Source organism: Sulfuricurvum sp. RIFOXYD12_FULL_44_77 (genome assembly GCF_001830725.1).
In the GTDB taxonomy this organism is placed as follows: domain Bacteria; phylum Campylobacterota; class Campylobacteria; order Campylobacterales; family Sulfurimonadaceae; genus Sulfuricurvum; species Sulfuricurvum kujiense_A.
Genome location: NZ_MIBU01000285.1, coordinates 1 through 18,149 on the forward strand (window position 1 = coordinate 1; position 18,149 = coordinate 18,149).

Here is an 18,149-nt window from a genome sequence, read left to right on the forward strand (position 1 = left end):
GTATCCATGATCGAGACACCCAAGGCACTAAGTTCATCGCGGATCGCATCGGAGGTTGCAAAATCTTTCGCTTTTTTGGCCTCACTCCGTTTTTCGATTAAATCATTGATTTTTGCTTTTGCCACATCATCCAATCCGAATTGGAAATACTCATACGGATTTTGTCCTCCGAAACCCAATACCGTTTCGACGGTAGCGAGCGCACAGAGGAGTGTTTGGCGATAGGTTTTATCTTTGGGATTGGTATCGAGTGCGTCATTCGCGTGAGTGATCAGTTCATCGATGAGGGCATAGGCACGCGAGACATTGAGATCATCTCCAAGAGCTTCAAGAAGATTTTTTTTGAATTCGGTCTCGATAGTTTCGGCAGTGAGACCGAAGAGCCGTTTTTTGAGGCGGTAGAGTTTATCGAGCCGTTTTTTTGAGGCGATCAAATCCTCTTCGTTGAAGTTGAAATCTCCCCGATAATGGGTGCTGAGGAGATAAAAACGGAGCACTTCGCCATCATAGGCTTTTAGGGCATCTTTGAGGAAAAAGCTGTTCCCCAAACTCTTGGACATTTTCTCACCGCCGATCGTGACGAATCCGTTGTGCATCCAATACTTCGCCAGTTCATGATCCGTTGCACAGCGGGTTTGCGCCGCTTCGTTTTCGTGGTGGGGGAAGAGGAGATCCGCTCCGCCGCCGTGGATATCGATGGCATAGTCACCGACATGGGGAGTCACATAGCGCTCGATCATCGCCGAACACTCCAAATGCCATCCCGGACGCCCCCGCCCAAATGGAGAATCAAAGGCGACACCTTCATCATGTACCGCTTTCCACAAGGCGAAATCGGCTTCGTTACGCTTTTCGGAGACTCTCTCGACACGGCTGACGTTCTCGGAGCTTTGACGGTTGGAGAGGGAGAGGTAGTTTGTATCGCTTTGGGTATCGAAATAGATATCACCGTTGCCGATAATGTAGGCATGTTTTTTGTCGAGGAGGCGCTGAATCATCTCCGCCATCGCGTCGATCGATTCGGTCGCTTTGGGTTCTAATGTCGGTTTTTGGACGCCGATGGCTTCCATATCACGGGTGTAGGCCGCAGTGTAACGCTCTGCAATCTCAGAGGTACTGATCCCTAACTCACGCGCTTTATTGATAATCTTATCGTCGATGTCGGTGATGTTGCGGGCGAAGAGGACGTCATACCCCTCCGCTTCCAAAACACGGCGAAGCAGATCAAAGACCAATGCACTTTTGGCATGTCCCAAATGGGCATCATCATAGACCGTCGGGCCGCAGACGTAGAGGGAGACTTTCCCCTCTTGGAGCGGTATAAAAGGTAGCTTTGTTTTTTGGACGCTGTCGTATATGGTCATGGGTTTCCTGCTAATTTATCGTATCCATTGTATCAAAAAGGTGTTTAAACTATAAAAAGCCACTCCGAAACCGAGCGTTCCGAGGACAAAATAGAGGCTGAAACGGGTTTTGAGAAGATCAAAAAAGATTGTCCATCCTACCGCTTGAATGGTGAGGATAAACTGTACCGCACCGCCGATACTCCCCGCCAATGCCAAACCTGCCGCTCCCATCGACTGCATCAAAATAACCGAGAAAATCAGATTGATCACGAGGGAGATGACGGCGATCTTCGCCGCTTTGAGATGTTTGTGCTGGGCGTAGAGGTACATCGAAAAGAGCTTTGCCAATCCAAAAGGGATCAGCCCCACCATGTACATTTGGAGCACGTGAGCGGTATTGATGGTATCTTCGATATCAAACGCTCCGCGTTCAAACAACAGCCAAATGATCGGTTCCGCGAGCAAAATCCCCCCTAAGACGGAGAGACCCAAGAGAGCGTTGAGAAGCCAAAACGATTTGTGAAGGTTCTCGAATGCGAGTTCGTCATTGCCGTTATTGATCGCTTTGGCGATTCTAGGAAACAGCGCCGTGGTGATAGCGAGGGCAATGATGGCGAAGGGGAGCTGAAAAATACGGTTGGCGTAAAAGAGATACGACACCGAACCCGCCGCCAAAAACGAGGCAAGAGAGGTGTCGATAAACGAGGCGATTTGCGCCGTGGAGTTCCCGACGACCGAGGGGATAAAGAGCGATTTGAATTTCGATTCCTCTGCTTTGACATCTTTGGTTTTGCGGTATTTCCATCCGCCGATTAACACTTTCATCAACCCTTGCTTGCGGATCGCATAGAGGTGGGTAGCCACTTGGAGAAGCCCTCCGATGAGGATGGAAAAACTAAGAGCATAGACGATCGTCTGCGGATCGGAGTTGGTAAAGAGGATCAGGGCAACGATCATCGCGATATTGAGCCAGACAGTTGAAAATGCGGTGGTGAAAAAATGCTCTTTATGTTGGAGCAGAGCCCCTAAAAAGGTGACGATAAAGATGAGGTCAAGATACCAAAAGTTGATCGCCGTAAGGGGGGCGGTTTTAGAAATAAGATCATGCCCCCAGTCCCACGCCAACATTTTGGTAAAAAATCCCGGAAAGAGGGTGACGAGAAAAGAGAGGGCAACGATAAACACCATAAAACGGATGAAGATAGCGACGGCAAAGACACTTTTTTGATTCGAGGCGATGTAAGAGGGCATAAAACTTTGGGTAAACGACCCCTCCGCGAAGATACGGCGAAAGAGATTCGGGAATTTGAACGCCATTAAAAAGATATCGCTCCACATGTTCGCACCCAACACCGATGTCATTAATACATCACGCCCCAAGCCCGTTACACGGGAGATAAGGATACCAAAAGAGTTGGAGAATATCGATTTAAACATCGTTTATATCAAGCCCTGAATATAGATTTGATGCAATTTTAGCTGATTAGCGATTAAAAGTTATCGGAGTAGGGTATTTCGTCATTCCGTACTCGATACGGAAGCCAGTTTTCGAGAGACAAGCATCCTGTGCATTTACTTCTATTTTTTGCCGCCAAAGATAGTTTTAGAAGTTCTATCTAAATATTTTATCACTTCAAAATATGGAGGGTCAATTTTATAGTTTTCAAAGTTAGCATTGTTACTCAAATTTATCAGCGTAATTGATTGTGTACCCTTAACTATTACATTTCTGAAGTGTTGCCAACCATTTTTCTGTAAATTACCATTCATACTTCTACGAATTGAGGTTGTTAAAATATCTGCCAGTTGTATTCCAAGATTATTTTTTGAATTTTCAAACTTTATATTAGTGTAAACTGAATTGAGGTCAAAAAAATCATTTGGGTCTTTATCGCCAACATGTTGAACTAAATAATTTGGAATATCACCACTTTTTCTATTTTTAAAAAAATGACTATAATCACCTTCTTTAATCATTAAAAGTGGTTTATCAAAAGATCTTGATTGAGCCAATGGTAAAATTAGTGTTTTCCAAATCTTTTCCGAAGTTGTTATTTTTGTATCTTTGGCATCAACAATCCATTTGAAAAACTCTAATTCTTTTGGTTTTTTTATCGAATAGTTCAACATTGTTTTTTGAAATATTTGTATCAAAAGTTCAATTATTAAACTTACTTGTACATATAGTTGATTTGGAAGAGATTCAATTTCATCTTTTGTTTTGTATAAATTTTTAATCAAAATTTCATTAAATTCGTCAGTTATGCAACTAATCATTTTTTGAGCTCTTTCTAACTTATGAATAGTCATATCGTCTTCAATTTGAATATTCATATCAATAGCAACAACTTCAAACATAACATTGTATTTTTGAAGTATTTCAATTACGCTAGCTACTTGAGATTCATTAAGTTGACTTCCTTTTACTTCTGTATCGCTCAAGCCCCATTTACTTTTCAAAGCTTCAAATTTTGAAAATATAATACTCGTTTTCTCTTCAGGTAAAATCAATGCTCCAACTACTGAGACTGCACATTTGTTTTCTGTAGGTTTGACAAAAACACCTGCTTCATCAATATAAATATTCATTTATGTCTCGCTCCAACTTTTCAAAGATAGGGAAAAAATAAGAAATAATGGCCAAGTGATACCGATAACTTTAGTCTCAAAAGAAAAAATAGAGTAGCCTGAATATCAATGAAGCGATAACACTGTAATTATTACTTATCAATCCATTTAAAAATATCTAAAATGACGATCACATTATTGTGCTCATCTATGAGATAGGGGATTGTATACCCTTTAAAAATCATATCTCGAACGTGTATATCATCAAAATAGAGCGATTTTCGGTATTTGTAAGGGCTTGTGGATAAGTTATGGATTTTTGCATATAAGACGGAGTTAAACGCTTTAGCCTTGTTTTTACTGTCTTTGGAAATAAAACGGAAGATTTTTTTTAGATTTATAATAAATTCATCGTCTTGAACGATTGTCAAATTAGATACTTTCGATAAATTTGTTCATCTCTTCTACGTGGCTAGGATTCAGAGGTGTATATGAACCTGTTCCATCTCTGTAGCGTTCTACGGCACTAGTCACTTTTTGTTTTGCTTCTTCGGTAGATACGCCTTTGTATCCGTCATCCACTAAACTAACCAAGTACTCTTTGATTTTTGTTTGAATATCTATATTTTTAGAGGATAGATGTTCATATAAATCATCATTTAGTTGTAAATGTAGAGTATGCATAGACTATCCTTTTGAGCAATATAGACTTTTTTATAAACTTCGATAATTATACCCCAAAAATCATAACAGAGATTTAGCGATGAAAGGGGACAAACATACGTTAAAATAAATTTTACGCAATTTTAACCGATATGTGATTAAAATAGGGGCAATTACAAAGGATAGAAAGATGGGGTTGTTTACCAAAGAGGGTGAAAATGTGACAACGGTATCGTCGATAACGCCGATAATTGTACGTACTTCGAACGTAGCCAAAGAGCTTTTACAAGTTTCCCTTACCTATAAAGTCCCCGTCCCTTCCCTTGACTTCCATCTTCTCGGTACCCAGACTTTTACAAAGGCTTCTGCAGAAGGCTCAGGTGAGGATTGGGTAGAACTTACTTCCGATGAGGTGAAAGATCTCAAAGCGGATGATTTTTTAAATCCGAAATTTGAACTCAAGCAAGTTCATGAAATCGAAATTTACTCCCTAACTGAAGCTCACCCGCTCGAATCGATGGATATGTCCATCGGTGGAAACGCAACGCTGTGCAAAATCTATTTGACGATTAAAGCAGGAAGTGTCGCCCACTATTACGAAAAGTTTCAAGAAGATTTTCTCCATTTGATAAACAAAAAAAAGCTTCGAGCCAATCTGATGATCGGGGTTTTCGATTCGATGATGGTTCAAAATCTCGGAGACTTTTTTGCGAAAATCCGCATTGAAGGAAATTACCGTTTTGTGGCGCAGGAGCGTTATCTCGTAGCGCAAGGGTATGAACCGATAGAGACGGTGAATGATCAATTAATCCTCCATTACGAAACCAAGCGCCAAAATATGGACGAGCACGGAAGGGTTGATTACGCCAAACGCGGTTACGTCATGAGTGCAGTCAAAGATGAGTTGCTCATCGAATACATAAAACCGCGCAAAGGGGAAAGTGGGCGAAATTGCCGTGGGGAATTTATCCTCCCGAAAGAGCCGATTATAAAATTTGAACCTACCTTTACCACCGGAGAGAAAATCACGGTGATTGATACCCCGAAAAGTATTGAATACCGAGCCGGAGCAGGGGGATATGTGACCTTTGAGGGTGGGGTCTATAATATCAATACCGAAGTGGAAGTAACGGAGATCAGTTTTAAAACGACGGGATCGATCGATACTCAGCTCGATGCCGATGTCTCCATCAACGTTAAAGAGAAAGATTCGATGAAAGATGCGATCGGGCAGGGGATGGAGGTGACGGTCAACTCCATCAATATTGAAGGTAACGTCGGTCCTAATGCCAAAGTAACCGCAAAAAAAGCGACGGTTGACGGGCAAGTGCACCAAAGTGCCATTATCCGCGCGGATGAACTCACGATTAATGTCCATAAAGGGACGGCGTACGGAAAAGAGGTGCATATCACCCGACTCGAGCATGGGATTGTCGAAGCCGATAAAGTGACGATTACCCAAGCGACGGGGGGAAAAATCCGCGCCCGTGAGATTGTGATCGAAGTGCTGGGCTCTCACGTCAAAATGGCGGCTTCGCATCGGATAGAGATCCGTAAGATTGTGGGGGGAGAGAATCAATTGATTATTGATCCGATGATCAACGAATCGGATGCAAATCTCCATGAACGTTCCGATCAGATGGCGCAAGTTAAAAGTTCTATCCGAGATATTAAAAAAGAGTTAGACGGGTATGAGCAAACGTGGGTGGAAAATACCCCTGCTATGGAAGATTTAAAACGAAAACTTACCCATTATAAAGCTAACGGTATTAAAATGCCGATTGCATTTGTCCAGAAATATCAACAATATCAGCTTTTTCGAGAGAAACTTGAAGCGCTTCGAAATGAGCTAAAAAGCAAAGAAGATCAGTACGCATGGCTGGCTGAAAAACATACGGCGCTTCAAGCAGGGATTTTTGAAGCACGTATTATTAATCATGACCGTTGGCACAATCACAACGAGATTATTTTTAAACTGATCGATCCGCTTATCGATGTCTTTTATATCCCCTCCGATAACTCCGAAGAGAGAGTGTTAGGGTTGCATCAAGATGAAGACGGTGCATTTTCAATTAAGGTTATGTCGCAATGATTATTGGATTAGAGGGAATTATTGAGTATAAAGAGCCGACATCGGTTCATTTAAATGTCAACAGTGTCATTTATGAGGTATTTATCTCTTTGCACACCTACAGTACGATTAGTTCGGATAGAGCACGGCTTCATATCCACCATGTGATCCGTGAAGACGCTCAACAGCTGTACGGATTTGCCCAAAAAAGTGAAAAAATTCTCTTCGAGGGGATGCTAAAAATCAACGGAATCGGCCCCAAAGCTGCCCTTGCTATCTGTTCGACCTTTACGCCGGAGCAGTTTGCGGGTATTATTTCATCTAAAGATGTCAATGCGTTGAAAAAAGTTCCGGGGATCGGACCAAAAAGTGCGGCACGGATTATGGTCGAATTGGCCGGTTTCGATGCTATTCTTTTAAATACGGCTCCATCGGCAAATTCTGCTACAACGGAAGCGATGATGGCGTTAGAATCACTCGGATTCAAAAAAGAGCAGATTGCCAAGGCGCTAAGTCTCTCCCATGCGACCGACACGCCGACGCTGGTCAAAGAAGCGTTAAAACAACTTCAAAAACTTTAAAGGATACTCATTGAAATTAGCCATTTTATTCGGCGGAGCCAGTTATGAACACGAAATCAGCATCGTAAGTGCTATCACGGTCAAAGAGAAACTCAGCCGCTTTGAGCTTAGTTTTATTTTTTGTGACCAAGATCATTCTTTCTATTTAATCGACGGTGCGAAAATGAAAGCGGTCACTTTTTCACGCGGAGAGCACCGCAAGATGCCTCAAATTTTCCTTACCAACGGCGGATTCGAGCAACGGGGGCTTTTCGGCTCAAAAAAACATGAGATGCCGGTTCTCAACCTGATCCACGGCGGAGACGGTGAAGACGGCTCAATCGCCTCACTGATGGATTTTTTTCATATCCCTTTCATCGGCCCTCGCAAAGAGGCATCGATGCTCAGTTTCGACAAACATTACACCAAATGGCTTGCCGCTTCCCTCGGCGTTAAAACCCTCCCATATGAGATTTTGCGTAAAGAAGATAAAAGAGTTATCGCCACCGCCTATCCGTTTATCGTCAAACCTGCCCGTTTGGGAAGCTCTATCGGCGTGAGTATCGTACGTGAAGCATCGGAACTCGATTATGCCCTCGATGTCGCGTTTGAATTTGATAACGTCCTTTTGATCGAGCCGTTTATCGCAGGGGTCAAAGAGTACAACCTTGCAGGCTTCAGCGCACGCGGCGAGATGACTTATTCGATTGTCGAAGAGCCGCAAAAAGCGGAATTCCTCGATTTCGAGAAAAAATATCTCGATTTTTCCCGTTCGGGGAGTGTTGAGCATGCGGCGGTGAGCGATGCGTTGGTAGCGCAGTTGCGCGAATCGTTCACTAAAATCTATTTGCCTCTGTTTGAGGGGGCATTGATCCGTTGTGATTTCTTCGAGATCGAGGGTGAAGTCTATCTCAACGAGGTCAATCCGATTCCGGGATCAATGGCGAATTATCTCTTTGAAAATTTCAGCGCTTCTATCCAAAAACTTCTGGGGGCATTGCCCGATAAAAAAGTGATTCGGGTCAATTACGACTATATCCATTCTATTTCCCAAGCCAAAGGGAAATAAGCGTGGCAGTTAAATCGGTTCAATACAAACAGCACACCTTCTCTATCAGCTATGAGATTCTCAATCCTTCTGCCCATTACGATATCATTTTTTTGCATGGTTGGGGTTCTCATAAAAACTTGATGAAACATGCCTTCGGCGCCCATTTAAAACAATTTCGCCATATTTATATCGATATGCCGGGATTCGGAAACTCTACCTGCAATATGAGCCTCACGACCGAAGATTATGCTACGATTTTAGAGACGTTTATCTCGATGATCGAAGCCGATAAAATGATTATTTTAGGGCACTCATTCGGGGGGAAAGTAGCGACGCTGCTCAACCCTGATCTTTTGGTATTGGTCGCCTCTGCGGGGATACTTGTCCCTAAGCCGTTTAAAATACGGGCAAAAATCGCCCTTTTCAAACTACTAAAATTCACGGGGCTTACCTCCTTGCGCCGCTTTTTTGTTGCCCCCGATGCTCAAGGGTTGAGTCAGCCGATGTATGAAACATTCAAGCAGGTTGTGAATGAAGATTTTAGTGAGAAATTCAGTGCCTATACGGGGAAAGCACTTTTGTGTTTCGGTCGTCAAGATACGGCGACACCACTATGGACCGCTTATAAAATTAGGGAGCTGATACCCGAATCAAAAGTGGTTGAGTTTGACGGAGACCACTATTTCTTTTTGGAACAAAGTGCCTCGGTTGCCAAAGAGATTGAAAACACTATTTTAAAAAGTTTAGAACATTAAGGGAAAGATATGGAATTAATACCAATAGCCGCATTTTTAGCCAATATCATTTTTGTAATGGGATTGGGGTGGTATTTGATCACCAATCTTCAATGGTACGATTACCGGATTGAGCGGGTGGTATTACGTCACCATAAAACATGGTGGCACATCGCCTATTTTATCGCTCCGTTTATCCTCTATTATGCTCTGTCGCGTTACAGCCTCTTTGTGGTAGCGCTCTACCTGCCGCTTGTGTATCTATGGCATGTTCGTCTGGATAAAAAAGTGGTGTTGACATGGCGGGTCAAACGCTTTTTAATCCTCCTTCTCTCTTTGACACTGCTCATCAATCTTTTGATCGCGCTCAAAGGGTGGGGAAATGCCTATAGCGTTATTTTTCCTCTTGTTCTGACCTACATCCTCTCATGGGGGATTGAGAAGTTCTTATTTTTGGCATACAAAAAGCAGGCGAAGCAAAAAGTTGCTTCGATGGAGAATTTGACGATCATTTGTGTCACCGGAAGTTACGGAAAAACATCAATGAAAAACTTTATCGCGCAGGTATTGGGTCAAAAATTCAACGTCTATGCAACTCCGCGCAGTGTCAACACCCTCGGCGGTATCATCCGCGATGTGAACGAATCGCTTCCCGCCAATATCCAGGTCTATATCTGCGAAGCGGGAGCGCGCGAGATCGGCGATATCTATGCCATTGCACAGCTTCTTCATCCGCAGATTGTTGTCGTAGGGAAAGTTGGGCCTCAGCATCTGGAATATTTTAAAACACTCGAGCGTATTCAACGTACCAAGCTTGAGATTATCCATTCCGATCGTTTGAAACGGGCGTTTATCCACACCTCTGTAACGGATGAGCCGCATGAAAAAGTGACTTTTTTCGGGGATGATATCCATAATCTTGAGGCGACGTTGGAGGGGATCGATTTTGACGTGAACGTGAACGGCGAAGAACGTCATTTTCATACGAACGTTCTCGGCGGTTTCCAAACGATCAACATCAATGCGGCGATTCTGATTGCCTCTGAGATGGGGATGAGCAGCGATGAGATCGTGAACGCGGTAGCAAAACTCAAAAGTGTCGAACACCGACTGGAGCGGATCGATGCGGGGGGAAAAATCATCCTTGATGACGGTTACAACGGCAACATCGACGGAATGTTGGAGGGGGTACGGTTGTGTTCCCTTCACAACGGGCGAAAAGTGATCGTCACTCCGGGGCTTGTGGAGAGTACCGAAGCGCTTAACAGCGAACTGATCCGTGCGATTAACGGGGTTTTTGATATTGCGATTATCACGGGTCAGCTTAATGCGGCGCAGTTTGATAAAGAGTTGAACGTTCCCAATAAAATCATGTTGAGTGATAAGTCACAGATGGTTAAAACACTCGGTGAAGTGACCCGTGCGGGTGATATTATCCTCTTTGCCAACGACGCACCGAATTTTATCTAATGGAAAATATTTTATACGCTCCGTGGCGAACCGAATATGTCAGCGGCCAAAAGGATGAGGGGTGTGTCTTTTGTCACATCACGGAGCATCCTGATTTGGATAAAGCGCATCACGTACTTTACCGTGACGAACGTTGCTTTATCGTAATGAACCGCTACCCTTATACCCCCGGACATTTTATGATTATTCCCCACCATCACACCGATGCTCTCGAAGCCCTCGATCCGCAAACGTGGCTCCATATGAGCGGCTTAGTTCAAAGAGGTGTCCGTCTGCTCAAAGAGGGGTTCGGAGCGCACGGTGTCAATATCGGGATGAATTTGGGTAAAGCGGGGGGAGCAGGGATCGCAGAGCATATTCATCTCCATTTGGTTCCCAGATGGGAGAGAGATACCAACTTTATTACGTCGATTGCAGAAACACGGGTCTACTCGACCGATTTTGAAAGAATTTACAGTAAGCTAAAAGAAGAAGCCGAAAACTATTTGGGAAAATGATCCCCTCTTGAGAGGAATTCAAGGGGAGTAGATTAGCGGATAAGGATCTCTATACGACGATTTTCTGCCCGTCCCTTAGGTGTTTTGTTGGAGACGACCGGTTCACTTGAACCTTTGCCGGACATTTTGATACGATCGGATGCAATAGAGTTTTGCATCAGACGTGATCCGAGTGCTTTGGCTCGGTTTTCTGAGAGCGTTTGATTTTTAGCACGTGAACCCGTACTGTCGGTATGACCGATAATACTCATCGTTGCGGCAGGATTTTCTTCCATAAATGTAGTTAGAGTCGCAATTTCCGCTTCAGCTGAAGCGGGGAGAGTGCTTGAGTTACTGGCAAAATTCAGATGAAGGGTCACACTGCTCGGGCACCCTTTAGTATCCACTTTATACCCTTTCGGGGTATCGGGACATTGATCTTTTGAATCGACTACACCGTCGTTGTCACTGTCGCTCTCTTTTGGTATCATCGGTGCAGGAGGGGGAGGGGGGACTTCCGCTGCTTTAGGTTCCGCTATAGCGATCGGTACTTCTACCGCTTTTTTTTCAGAACAAGCATCGGGGTGAGTCGGGGCAAAGTAGGTGACATTCGAATCACCGTATAACGATTGTATACTCATCGTTAAAAGGAAGAGGGTGAAGGTGGCTTTTGCGTGAAAATATAAACTCATTAAATTTTTTTTCCTTCTTTTTGCAAATAATGTTATTTTAACATATAAACATATTTTTAAAATACTAAATCACTAAAAACCCCACAAAAACTGGATACATTAGATATTTTTGTGATAAATTTTTGGCTATAATTCACTACAGTTAGGATTAAAAGAAGTAATATACTTCATTACTAGTAATTTTTATTGTCTAAATTAGTTATAACTAAGTATATTAACTGCAAAGATGTGGGAGCTATTTTATGTCCAATCGTAGAATTTTATTTTCAAAAGCAGCGGTAATGATCTCTTTGTGTGCTGCTTCAACCCTAAACGCGTTGAATTTGAGAGAAGGGATGGATGAAGTCCTCTCAACCCATCCTGTTGTATTGGAACGATTGCATAATTATCGTGCGACGTTAGAAGATTTACGGATAACCGAAGCGCAATACCTCCCCACCCTTGATTACAGTGCTTCGGTCGCTCGAGAAAAAACAAAATCTCCGACAACGCAAAATGTAAGCCGTTCTTTAAGTAGTTACGAACACTCATTACAGTTGACTCAAAACCTTTTTAACGGATTTGGAACGGTGTATGAAGCCGATTATCAAAAAGCCCGTATTTTAGCGGCATCCAACCATTACATCGAAAATGCGAATGATGTTGCGTACAGTTTTGTGAACACATATATCAATGCTCTTAAAAATCGGGATTTGCTTTGCATCGCAAAAGCAAATGTGCAGTTTAATGAAGATATCTACGATAAAGTGAATAAACTTTATACGGCGGGGATTACGACCCGCTCCGAATCGGAAAAAGCCGATACCTCTCTCTCTTTGGCTAAATCGAATTATGTTGTTGCTAAAAACAATCTAGATGATGCGATGTTTAATCTCGAACGGGTATTGGGGCGTCACGTGGAAGCAAAAGATCTCGAAGACGGGAGTTTTTCGGGTGTTCTCCCCTCTACGATTGAAGAGATGAAGGCGTATGCGCGCTCGCACAACCCTTCGGTTTTGGTGAGTGAGTATAACGTTAAAGCGGCATACGCTCAGCGTGAAGCATCCTATAAAAACTATTACCCTAAAATCGATGCGTTTGCACGTCAAAGTTGGGCAAATGATGTCGGGGGAATAGTAGGGGATGACGATCGAACGAAATTTGGTTTAACGCTCACCTATAACCTCTATCGAGGCGGAGCCGATGAGGCTCAATCGCAGAAAAATTTGAGCAAAATGCATCAAGAGAGCGAAAGCAAACGGGAAACGATACGTAAGCTTGATGAGCAGGGGGAACTCTCTTGGAGTGCCAAAACCTATATCTCTGAACAATTGGTTCATCTCAAACGGTATGAAGCGACCAGTGCCAAAACCCTTGAGCTGTATCAAAAAGAGTACGATTTAGGGCGTCGGACGTTGTTAGACCTTTTGGTAGCTCAAAATGATCACGTTGCGGCGCAATCGCAAATCGTTCGTGCTGAAAACGATCTATTATTTGCGCACTACCGTATTTTAGATGCGATGGGGTCGATGGTTCAAAATATTTTAGGCTCCAACGGGGAAGTGTATCCTCAAAAAGCGGGATTACATTTTTTGGATAATCGTCCTGATAATGATCAGCAGGTAGACACCCTTATTTTTGCCGATCGGCAAGAGGGCACTTACAAGCGAGATTCCAAATGAGTGAAGAGTTAGAAGGACGGATTGCGGATCCGGAGGGGGCCGCGTTCGGTGTTGATCCTCTGTTGCAATGCCTAGTCTTATTTACGCAGATTTATCATAAACCTTTTACCGCCGAAGCACTGATGGCAGGCTTGCCTACGGCACCGTGGGGAGGGGCACTTCGTCTTTACAGCCTCAAATCTTCCAAAGGTCTTTTTTCAAGAGCTGCAAGTCGTGCCGGCCTAAAAAGTACACTCGTTCATCGAAAACTCTCCGATATTTCCCCTTTACAGCTTCCAATGATTTTATTGTTAGAAAATTCGAATGCGTGTATCCTTGATTCAATTTCTGCAGATCGAACAACGTGTAAAATTATCCTTCCGGCAGAAGAGGCGATTGAGGAGACGGTACCTGCAGAAATGCTTGATAACGAATATACGGGATTCGCATTTTTGATCAAAAAACCGTTTGTTTATAATGAAAACGATTCCCTGACGCTCAATGTTAAACACAAACACTGGTTTTGGGATACCTTGAAACTTTCCAAAAATATTTATCGTGATGTTATTTATGCGACGGTATTGGTGAATCTGTTTGTTCTGGCGAGTCCTCTCTTTACGATGAGCGTCTATGATCGTGTCATCCCTAATGATGCCACGGAAACGCTATGGGTATTTGCTATCGGTGTTTTGGTTGTTTATGTATTGGATACGTTTTTAAAATTTACCCGAGCGATGCTTTTAGAGAGTGCCGGTAAAAAAAGTGATATTATTATGTCGTCGATGATTTTTGAAAAAGTGCTTGATCTTAAAATGGCCTCGCATCCCAAATCGGTCGGATCATTTGCCAGCAATCTAAAAGATTTTGATTCTATCCGCTCGTTTCTGACCAACTCTACCCTGACGGCATTGGTCGATTTTCCATTTGCGATCCTTTTTTTGTTAGTAATCGGATACATCGGCGGATGGATGGTTGTGGTTCCGCTCGTGATGATGTTCCTCATCTTGGGGTATGCTATTTTTATGCGCAATCCTCTTCGCGAAAGTATCGAAGAGACCCATAAATCGTCTGCGGCCAAAAGCTCGATTCTGATTGAAGCGTTGCAAAATATCGAAACACTTAAAACTCTCGGAACGACGGGACAGGTTCAATGGGCTTGGGAAGAGGCAACGGGTGAAATCGCCCAAAAAAGCTTAAAATCACGCCTAATTTCGACCTCAATCTCTACCGTAACCGGTTTTTTAACCCAATTGACGACCGTAGTATTGGTAATTGTGGGGGTTTATCTGATCGGTGAGCATGAGCTAACGATGGGGGGGCTGATCGCTATTATTATTATTGCGGGACGTACCGTTGCGCCGATGGGACAAGCGGCAGCATTGATCTCCAATTATTCAGATGCCAAGGCGGCGTACGATGCGATTGAGGGGATAATCTCACAGCCTTCCGAGCGTCCTCACGGAAAAAAATTCATTACTCGTCCGGAACTTAAGGGGGAGATAGAGTTTAAAAATATCAGTTTTTCGTATGATGAATCGGATCACAGTGCATTAAACAATGTCTCTTTCAAGATCAAACCGGGGGAAAAAGTAGCGATAATCGGTCGAATTGGATCGGGAAAAAGTACCATATCCAAGCTTTTGCTCCATCTTTACGAACCGAATGAAGGGTCGATTTTACTTGACGGTATCGATATCAAACAGATTGATCCAGCGGATTTACGCAAAAATATCTCCTATGTTTCTCAGGACATTACGCTCTTCAAAGGATCTGCCAAAGATAACATAGCCTATCGCTCAACCCGTGCCAGTGATGAACAGATGATTCGCGCTTCGGTGATTTCGGGAGCGGATGAGTTTATCCGCAAACATCCGAAAGGGTATGAGATGCCTATCGGTGAGCGGGGAATGGGACTCTCAGGCGGTCAGCGACAAAGTATCGGAATCGCACGTGCGTTGCTCTTTGAATCACCGATTGTGATTATGGATGAGCCGACAAACGCGATGGATCAGTTGAGTGAAAATCGACTTATTAATAATCTCAAGAGCTATTTTGACGATAAAACAGTTGTTTTGATTACACAAAAAAATACGGTTTTACCGCTGGTCGATCGGATTATTGTGATGAATGAGGGGCAAATCTATCTTGACGGTGCGAGGGATGACGTGATTGCCAAACTCTCAGGAGGTACTGCATGAGAAAGAAAAAATATCATTTCTCATTTGATGCCAATGATTATCAGTTTATGCGCAGCCTCTCAGCCGCTGTGTTGGAAGATACTCCAACACGTCTGCGTTCCGTCCTTTTATTCTGGATTGTAACGGTTCTTTTTATATTTTTATGGGCAGCCCTTGCGCCGATTGATGAGATTGTCAGAGGGGACGGTAAAGTTATTCCCGGCGGTGAGAATCAGATGATCCAGCATTTAGAGGGGGGGATACTTAGCGCTATTTTGGTCAAAGAGGGGCAGAAAGTAAATGCGGATGATATTATGCTACGAGTTGATAATATCAAATCCTCCTCAACCTATGAGAGTTCTCAATACAAATCGGCGGAATTGCGGGCAAAGATCGTCCGTTTACGTGCTGAAACAACGGGGACCCCTTTTGCCCCGAGTGCAGAAGATCTGGCAAAAATTCCGTTGCAAATTATGCAAGAGCGCAGTGTTTATATCTCAAATCAAGAGCGTCTTCGTTCTCAAATATCGGCATTAAGTGATCAATATGCACAAAAACAAAATGATAAACTCGAAGCACAGGGGCGGATTTCCGAGCAAAAACGCTCACTTGCTCTTATCAGAGAAGAGGTCAGTATTTCTGAACCGCTGGTAGCTCAGGGGATCAAGCCGCGTGTGGAGTTTTTAAAGCTTCAGCGGGAACTGAGTGATGTGACGGAACGTTACAACGCATTATTGGCATCGATTCCTAGACTCACGGCCGCTATGAATGAGATGAGCAGTAAAATCCGTGAAGTGCGATCGGAATTTACGATGAAAGCGCAAATGGAGTTGAATGAAGCCGAGACGGAGTATAAGCGAATCGGTGCTGAGAGCTCGGCATTAGCCGATCAGGTTACCCGTACGGTGATTAAATCTCCGATAAACGGTATTGTCCAAAAACTCTATGTGAATACGGTAGGGGGAGTTATCAAACCGGGGGATAATTTGATTGAGATCGTCCCTACCGAGGGGGGATTGTTAGCCGAAGCAAAAGTAAAACCCGCTGATATCGCGTTTATCTATCCGGGACAAGACGCGATTGTAAAAGTAACGGCATACGATTATTCGTTATACGGCTCACTCCATGGAAAAGTAGTCACTATCAGCCCCGACACGGTAACCGATAAAAATGATGATGTTTATTACGTCGTCAAAGTGCAAACGGATAAAAAATATCTTGGTACAAAAGAGAAACCGCTTAAAATCATTCCGGGTATGATGGTCAACGTTGATATCATTACCGGTAAGAAAACTGTTTTGGAATACATTTTAAAACCGATTTTAAAAGCTAAACAATATACGTTTACGGAGCGCTAAGTGAAGTTGTATTTGCTGTGCGATAATAGTAGAATATGTGAGCGATGGTCGAGTAGCTTCAGTGATATGGAGGCAACGGTGTTGAGCAAATTTGCCTCTGATATCGAGTATAACGCTATTGTTTTTATCACGGATACGATGATTGCTCCTTTGCCTGATGTTGAAATTAAAAATCTTTTTTTGCATCGCGTAATGGTTTTTTCAATGACCCCTGATTTTTCTAAAGCGCAACATTTTTTACAATTGGGAGCTATGGGGTATGGCAATGCTATGATGCATGAATCCCATTTGCACTCCGCCTATCAGGCACTTGAAGAGGGGAAGGTATGGCTTCACCCCGATTTTATTACGTTGATGATCTCTCAGATTCGGGATCAAAAAAGCTCCAAAGATAAGTCGTTGGCGGTATTGGATGTTTTGAGCCATCGGGAGCGCGAAGTTGCTATGATGTTGGGTGACGGAGCTACCCATCAAGAAATTGCCGATGCGTTGGATATCACCGTTCGCACGGTCAAAGCACATGCGAGTGCTATCTATCAAAAACTCTCGCTTAAAGATCGTCTGGCCCTCTCACTGCTCCTCCACAGCTGATTTTCGCTTCAATTAGTACCTAAGTACAATAGACTTACTTTTTTGGCTAGGCTAAAATAAGAGAATATAAAATTTTCTCATTTTAGGGGATCGCTATGGCACGAGTAATCGGATACGTAAAATCGTTAGAGCAAGGTACTTTTTTTGTCAAAGATGCTAAAGGGGCTGTTCGACAGTTAAAAGTCGGCGAAGCGATCCATGAAGGTGAACTGGTTTACGGTGCACCTACGAACCCTCAAAATGCGAAAATTGTTATTGATGTCACGATTGAGGGGATGGGTGATCTTCTCATTGCTGGAAATCAAGCGCTAAATTTTGATACCTCTTTGCTCAAAGGCGTTTTTGTCGATGAAGATGCGATTGTAACGGTTGATTCACTCAAAAGAGCGATGGCAATCAACGGTTTTGAATTGCCTGTAAATGGCGAGATAACTGAAGCGGGTGATGAGACTGCGGCAGGGGAGACGATAACAGATCAAGAACGACCGGGAAGTGATATTTTCTTTGATCGTACGGGATCGGTCGGGGATGTATCTACGTTATTGAATACTACTGGTGCTAATGCTCCTGCGGCTGCGAGTGATATACCGGCTGTAGTTCGACCTGTTGTGATAGAAAATTTAGTTGAAACGATTCCTACGGATAATGTAGGGGATACGAACGATGCGACACTCCTGAGCATCACCGATGGTTCGGCGATCGAAGATACCACAACGGCCGGAACGGTCATGGCGACCTTTAGCGTCAGCGAT

The 18,149-nt window shown here is 43.4% G+C and carries 17 protein-coding genes; 11 read left to right on the forward strand and 6 right to left on the reverse strand.

What is annotated here, in order from left to right:
* From cysS to A2517_RS10615, 5 genes are all read right to left on the reverse strand, one after another.
* Window positions 1-1,364, reverse strand: a 1,364-nt coding sequence (gene cysS, locus A2517_RS10595) for a cysteine--tRNA ligase (RefSeq protein WP_294896838.1), incomplete at its 3' end; no start/stop codon positions are given.
* A 15-nt stretch (window positions 1,365-1,379) separates the two neighbouring features.
* Window positions 1,380-2,783, reverse strand: a complete 1,404-nt coding sequence (gene murJ, locus A2517_RS10600) for a murein biosynthesis integral membrane protein MurJ (RefSeq protein ID WP_294896840.1) — start codon at window positions 2,781-2,783, stop codon at window positions 1,380-1,382.
* Window positions 2,784-2,924: 141 nt separating this feature from the next.
* Window positions 2,925-3,935, reverse strand: coding sequence for a DUF3800 domain-containing protein (locus A2517_RS10605; RefSeq protein WP_294896842.1), 1,011 nt, complete (start codon window positions 3,933-3,935; stop codon window positions 2,925-2,927).
* A gap of 131 nt (window positions 3,936-4,066) precedes the next feature.
* Window positions 4,067-4,345 (reverse strand): type II toxin-antitoxin system RelE/ParE family toxin, encoded by a 279-nt coding sequence (locus A2517_RS10610; protein WP_294896844.1) that lies wholly within the window; start codon window positions 4,343-4,345, stop codon window positions 4,067-4,069.
* A gap of 1 nt (window position 4,346) precedes the next feature.
* Window positions 4,347-4,598 carry a hypothetical protein gene (locus tag A2517_RS10615; protein WP_294896846.1) on the reverse strand — a complete coding sequence of 84 codons (252 nt, stop codon included), beginning with the start codon at window positions 4,596-4,598 and terminating at the stop codon, window positions 4,347-4,349.
* A gap of 169 nt (window positions 4,599-4,767) precedes the next feature.
* On the opposite strand from A2517_RS10615, the gene A2517_RS10620 reads away from it, so the two are divergent.
* Genes A2517_RS10620 through A2517_RS10645 form a run of 6 tightly spaced genes read left to right on the forward strand, consistent with a single transcriptional unit; the run spans window position 4,768 to window position 10,960 of the window.
* A complete protein-coding gene (locus A2517_RS10620) occupies window positions 4,768-6,669 on the forward strand; it encodes a flagellar assembly protein A (protein WP_294896848.1) in 1,902 nt (633 codons plus the stop codon).
* Window positions 6,666-7,229 carry a Holliday junction branch migration protein RuvA gene (gene ruvA / locus A2517_RS10625; protein ID WP_294896850.1) on the forward strand — a complete coding sequence of 188 codons (564 nt, stop codon included), beginning with the start codon at window positions 6,666-6,668 and terminating at the stop codon, window positions 7,227-7,229. Before A2517_RS10620 ends, ruvA begins: the two co-directional genes overlap by 4 nt.
* A 10-nt stretch (window positions 7,230-7,239) precedes the next feature.
* The gene (locus A2517_RS10630) at window positions 7,240-8,277 is read left to right on the forward strand and encodes a D-alanine--D-alanine ligase (protein ID WP_294896852.1); all 1,038 of its coding nucleotides are present in this window, start codon (window positions 7,240-7,242) and stop codon (window positions 8,275-8,277) included.
* A gap of 2 nt (window positions 8,278-8,279) precedes the next feature.
* Window positions 8,280-9,014: an alpha/beta hydrolase gene (locus tag A2517_RS10635; protein WP_294896854.1), complete on the forward strand. Its 735-nt coding sequence runs from the start codon at window positions 8,280-8,282 to the stop codon at window positions 9,012-9,014.
* 9 nt (window positions 9,015-9,023) lie between these two features.
* Window positions 9,024-10,463: a UDP-N-acetylmuramoyl-tripeptide--D-alanyl-D-alanine ligase gene (locus A2517_RS10640; protein WP_294896856.1), complete on the forward strand. Its 1,440-nt coding sequence runs from the start codon at window positions 9,024-9,026 to the stop codon at window positions 10,461-10,463.
* Window positions 10,463-10,960, forward strand: coding sequence for an HIT domain-containing protein (locus tag A2517_RS10645; protein ID WP_294896858.1), 498 nt, complete (start codon window positions 10,463-10,465; stop codon window positions 10,958-10,960). The genes A2517_RS10640 and A2517_RS10645 overlap by 1 nt, the downstream gene beginning before the upstream one ends.
* A 32-nt stretch (window positions 10,961-10,992) precedes the next feature.
* Here the strand turns inward: A2517_RS10645 and A2517_RS10650 are convergent, their stop codons facing one another.
* Window positions 10,993-11,631, reverse strand: coding sequence for an OmpA family protein (locus tag A2517_RS10650; protein ID WP_294896860.1), 639 nt, complete (start codon window positions 11,629-11,631; stop codon window positions 10,993-10,995).
* 242 nt (window positions 11,632-11,873) lie between these two features.
* Here A2517_RS10650 and A2517_RS10655 point away from each other — a divergent pair, with 242 nt between their 5' ends.
* From A2517_RS10655 to A2517_RS10675, 5 genes are all read left to right on the forward strand, one after another.
* A complete protein-coding gene (locus A2517_RS10655; RefSeq protein WP_294896862.1) occupies window positions 11,874-13,292 on the forward strand; it encodes a TolC family outer membrane protein in 1,419 nt (472 codons plus the stop codon).
* Entirely contained in the window at window positions 13,289-15,469 is a 2,181-nt protein-coding gene (locus A2517_RS10660) for a type I secretion system permease/ATPase (RefSeq protein WP_294896864.1), read from the forward strand. The genes A2517_RS10655 and A2517_RS10660 overlap by 4 nt, the downstream gene beginning before the upstream one ends.
* Window positions 15,466-16,806, forward strand: coding sequence for an HlyD family type I secretion periplasmic adaptor subunit (locus A2517_RS10665; RefSeq protein WP_294896865.1), 1,341 nt, complete (start codon window positions 15,466-15,468; stop codon window positions 16,804-16,806). Before A2517_RS10660 ends, A2517_RS10665 begins: the two co-directional genes overlap by 4 nt.
* Window positions 16,807-17,397: a LuxR C-terminal-related transcriptional regulator gene (locus tag A2517_RS10670; protein WP_294896867.1), complete on the forward strand. Its 591-nt coding sequence runs from the start codon at window positions 16,807-16,809 to the stop codon at window positions 17,395-17,397.
* A gap of 95 nt (window positions 17,398-17,492) precedes the next feature.
* Window positions 17,493-18,149 (forward strand): hypothetical protein (locus A2517_RS10675; RefSeq protein WP_294896869.1); only part of this gene is annotated, 657 nt, incomplete at its 3' end.

What these genes read in the sequence shown, in the direction of transcription:
- murJ (WP_294896840.1), bottom strand. Translation starts at nt 2,783, where the DNA reads ATGTTTAAATCGATATTCTCCAACTCTTTTGGTATCCTTATCTCCCGT.
- A2517_RS10605 (WP_294896842.1), bottom strand. Translation starts at nt 3,935, where the DNA reads ATGAATATTTATATTGATGAAGCAGGTGTTTTTGTCAAACCTACAGAA.
- A2517_RS10615 (WP_294896846.1), bottom strand. Translation starts at nt 4,598, where the DNA reads ATGCATACTCTACATTTACAACTAAATGATGATTTATATGAACATCTA.
- A2517_RS10620 (WP_294896848.1), top strand. Translation starts at nt 4,768, where the DNA reads ATGGGGTTGTTTACCAAAGAGGGTGAAAATGTGACAACGGTATCGTCG.
- ruvA (WP_294896850.1), top strand. Translation starts at nt 6,666, where the DNA reads ATGATTATTGGATTAGAGGGAATTATTGAGTATAAAGAGCCGACATCG.
- A2517_RS10640 (WP_294896856.1), top strand. Translation starts at nt 9,024, where the DNA reads ATGGAATTAATACCAATAGCCGCATTTTTAGCCAATATCATTTTTGTA.
- A2517_RS10645 (WP_294896858.1), top strand. Translation starts at nt 10,463, where the DNA reads ATGGAAAATATTTTATACGCTCCGTGGCGAACCGAATATGTCAGCGGC.
- A2517_RS10650 (WP_294896860.1), bottom strand. Translation starts at nt 11,631, where the DNA reads ATGAGTTTATATTTTCACGCAAAAGCCACCTTCACCCTCTTCCTTTTA.
- A2517_RS10655 (WP_294896862.1), top strand. Translation starts at nt 11,874, where the DNA reads ATGTCCAATCGTAGAATTTTATTTTCAAAAGCAGCGGTAATGATCTCT.
- A2517_RS10660 (WP_294896864.1), top strand. Translation starts at nt 13,289, where the DNA reads ATGAGTGAAGAGTTAGAAGGACGGATTGCGGATCCGGAGGGGGCCGCG.
- A2517_RS10665 (WP_294896865.1), top strand. Translation starts at nt 15,466, where the DNA reads ATGAGAAAGAAAAAATATCATTTCTCATTTGATGCCAATGATTATCAG.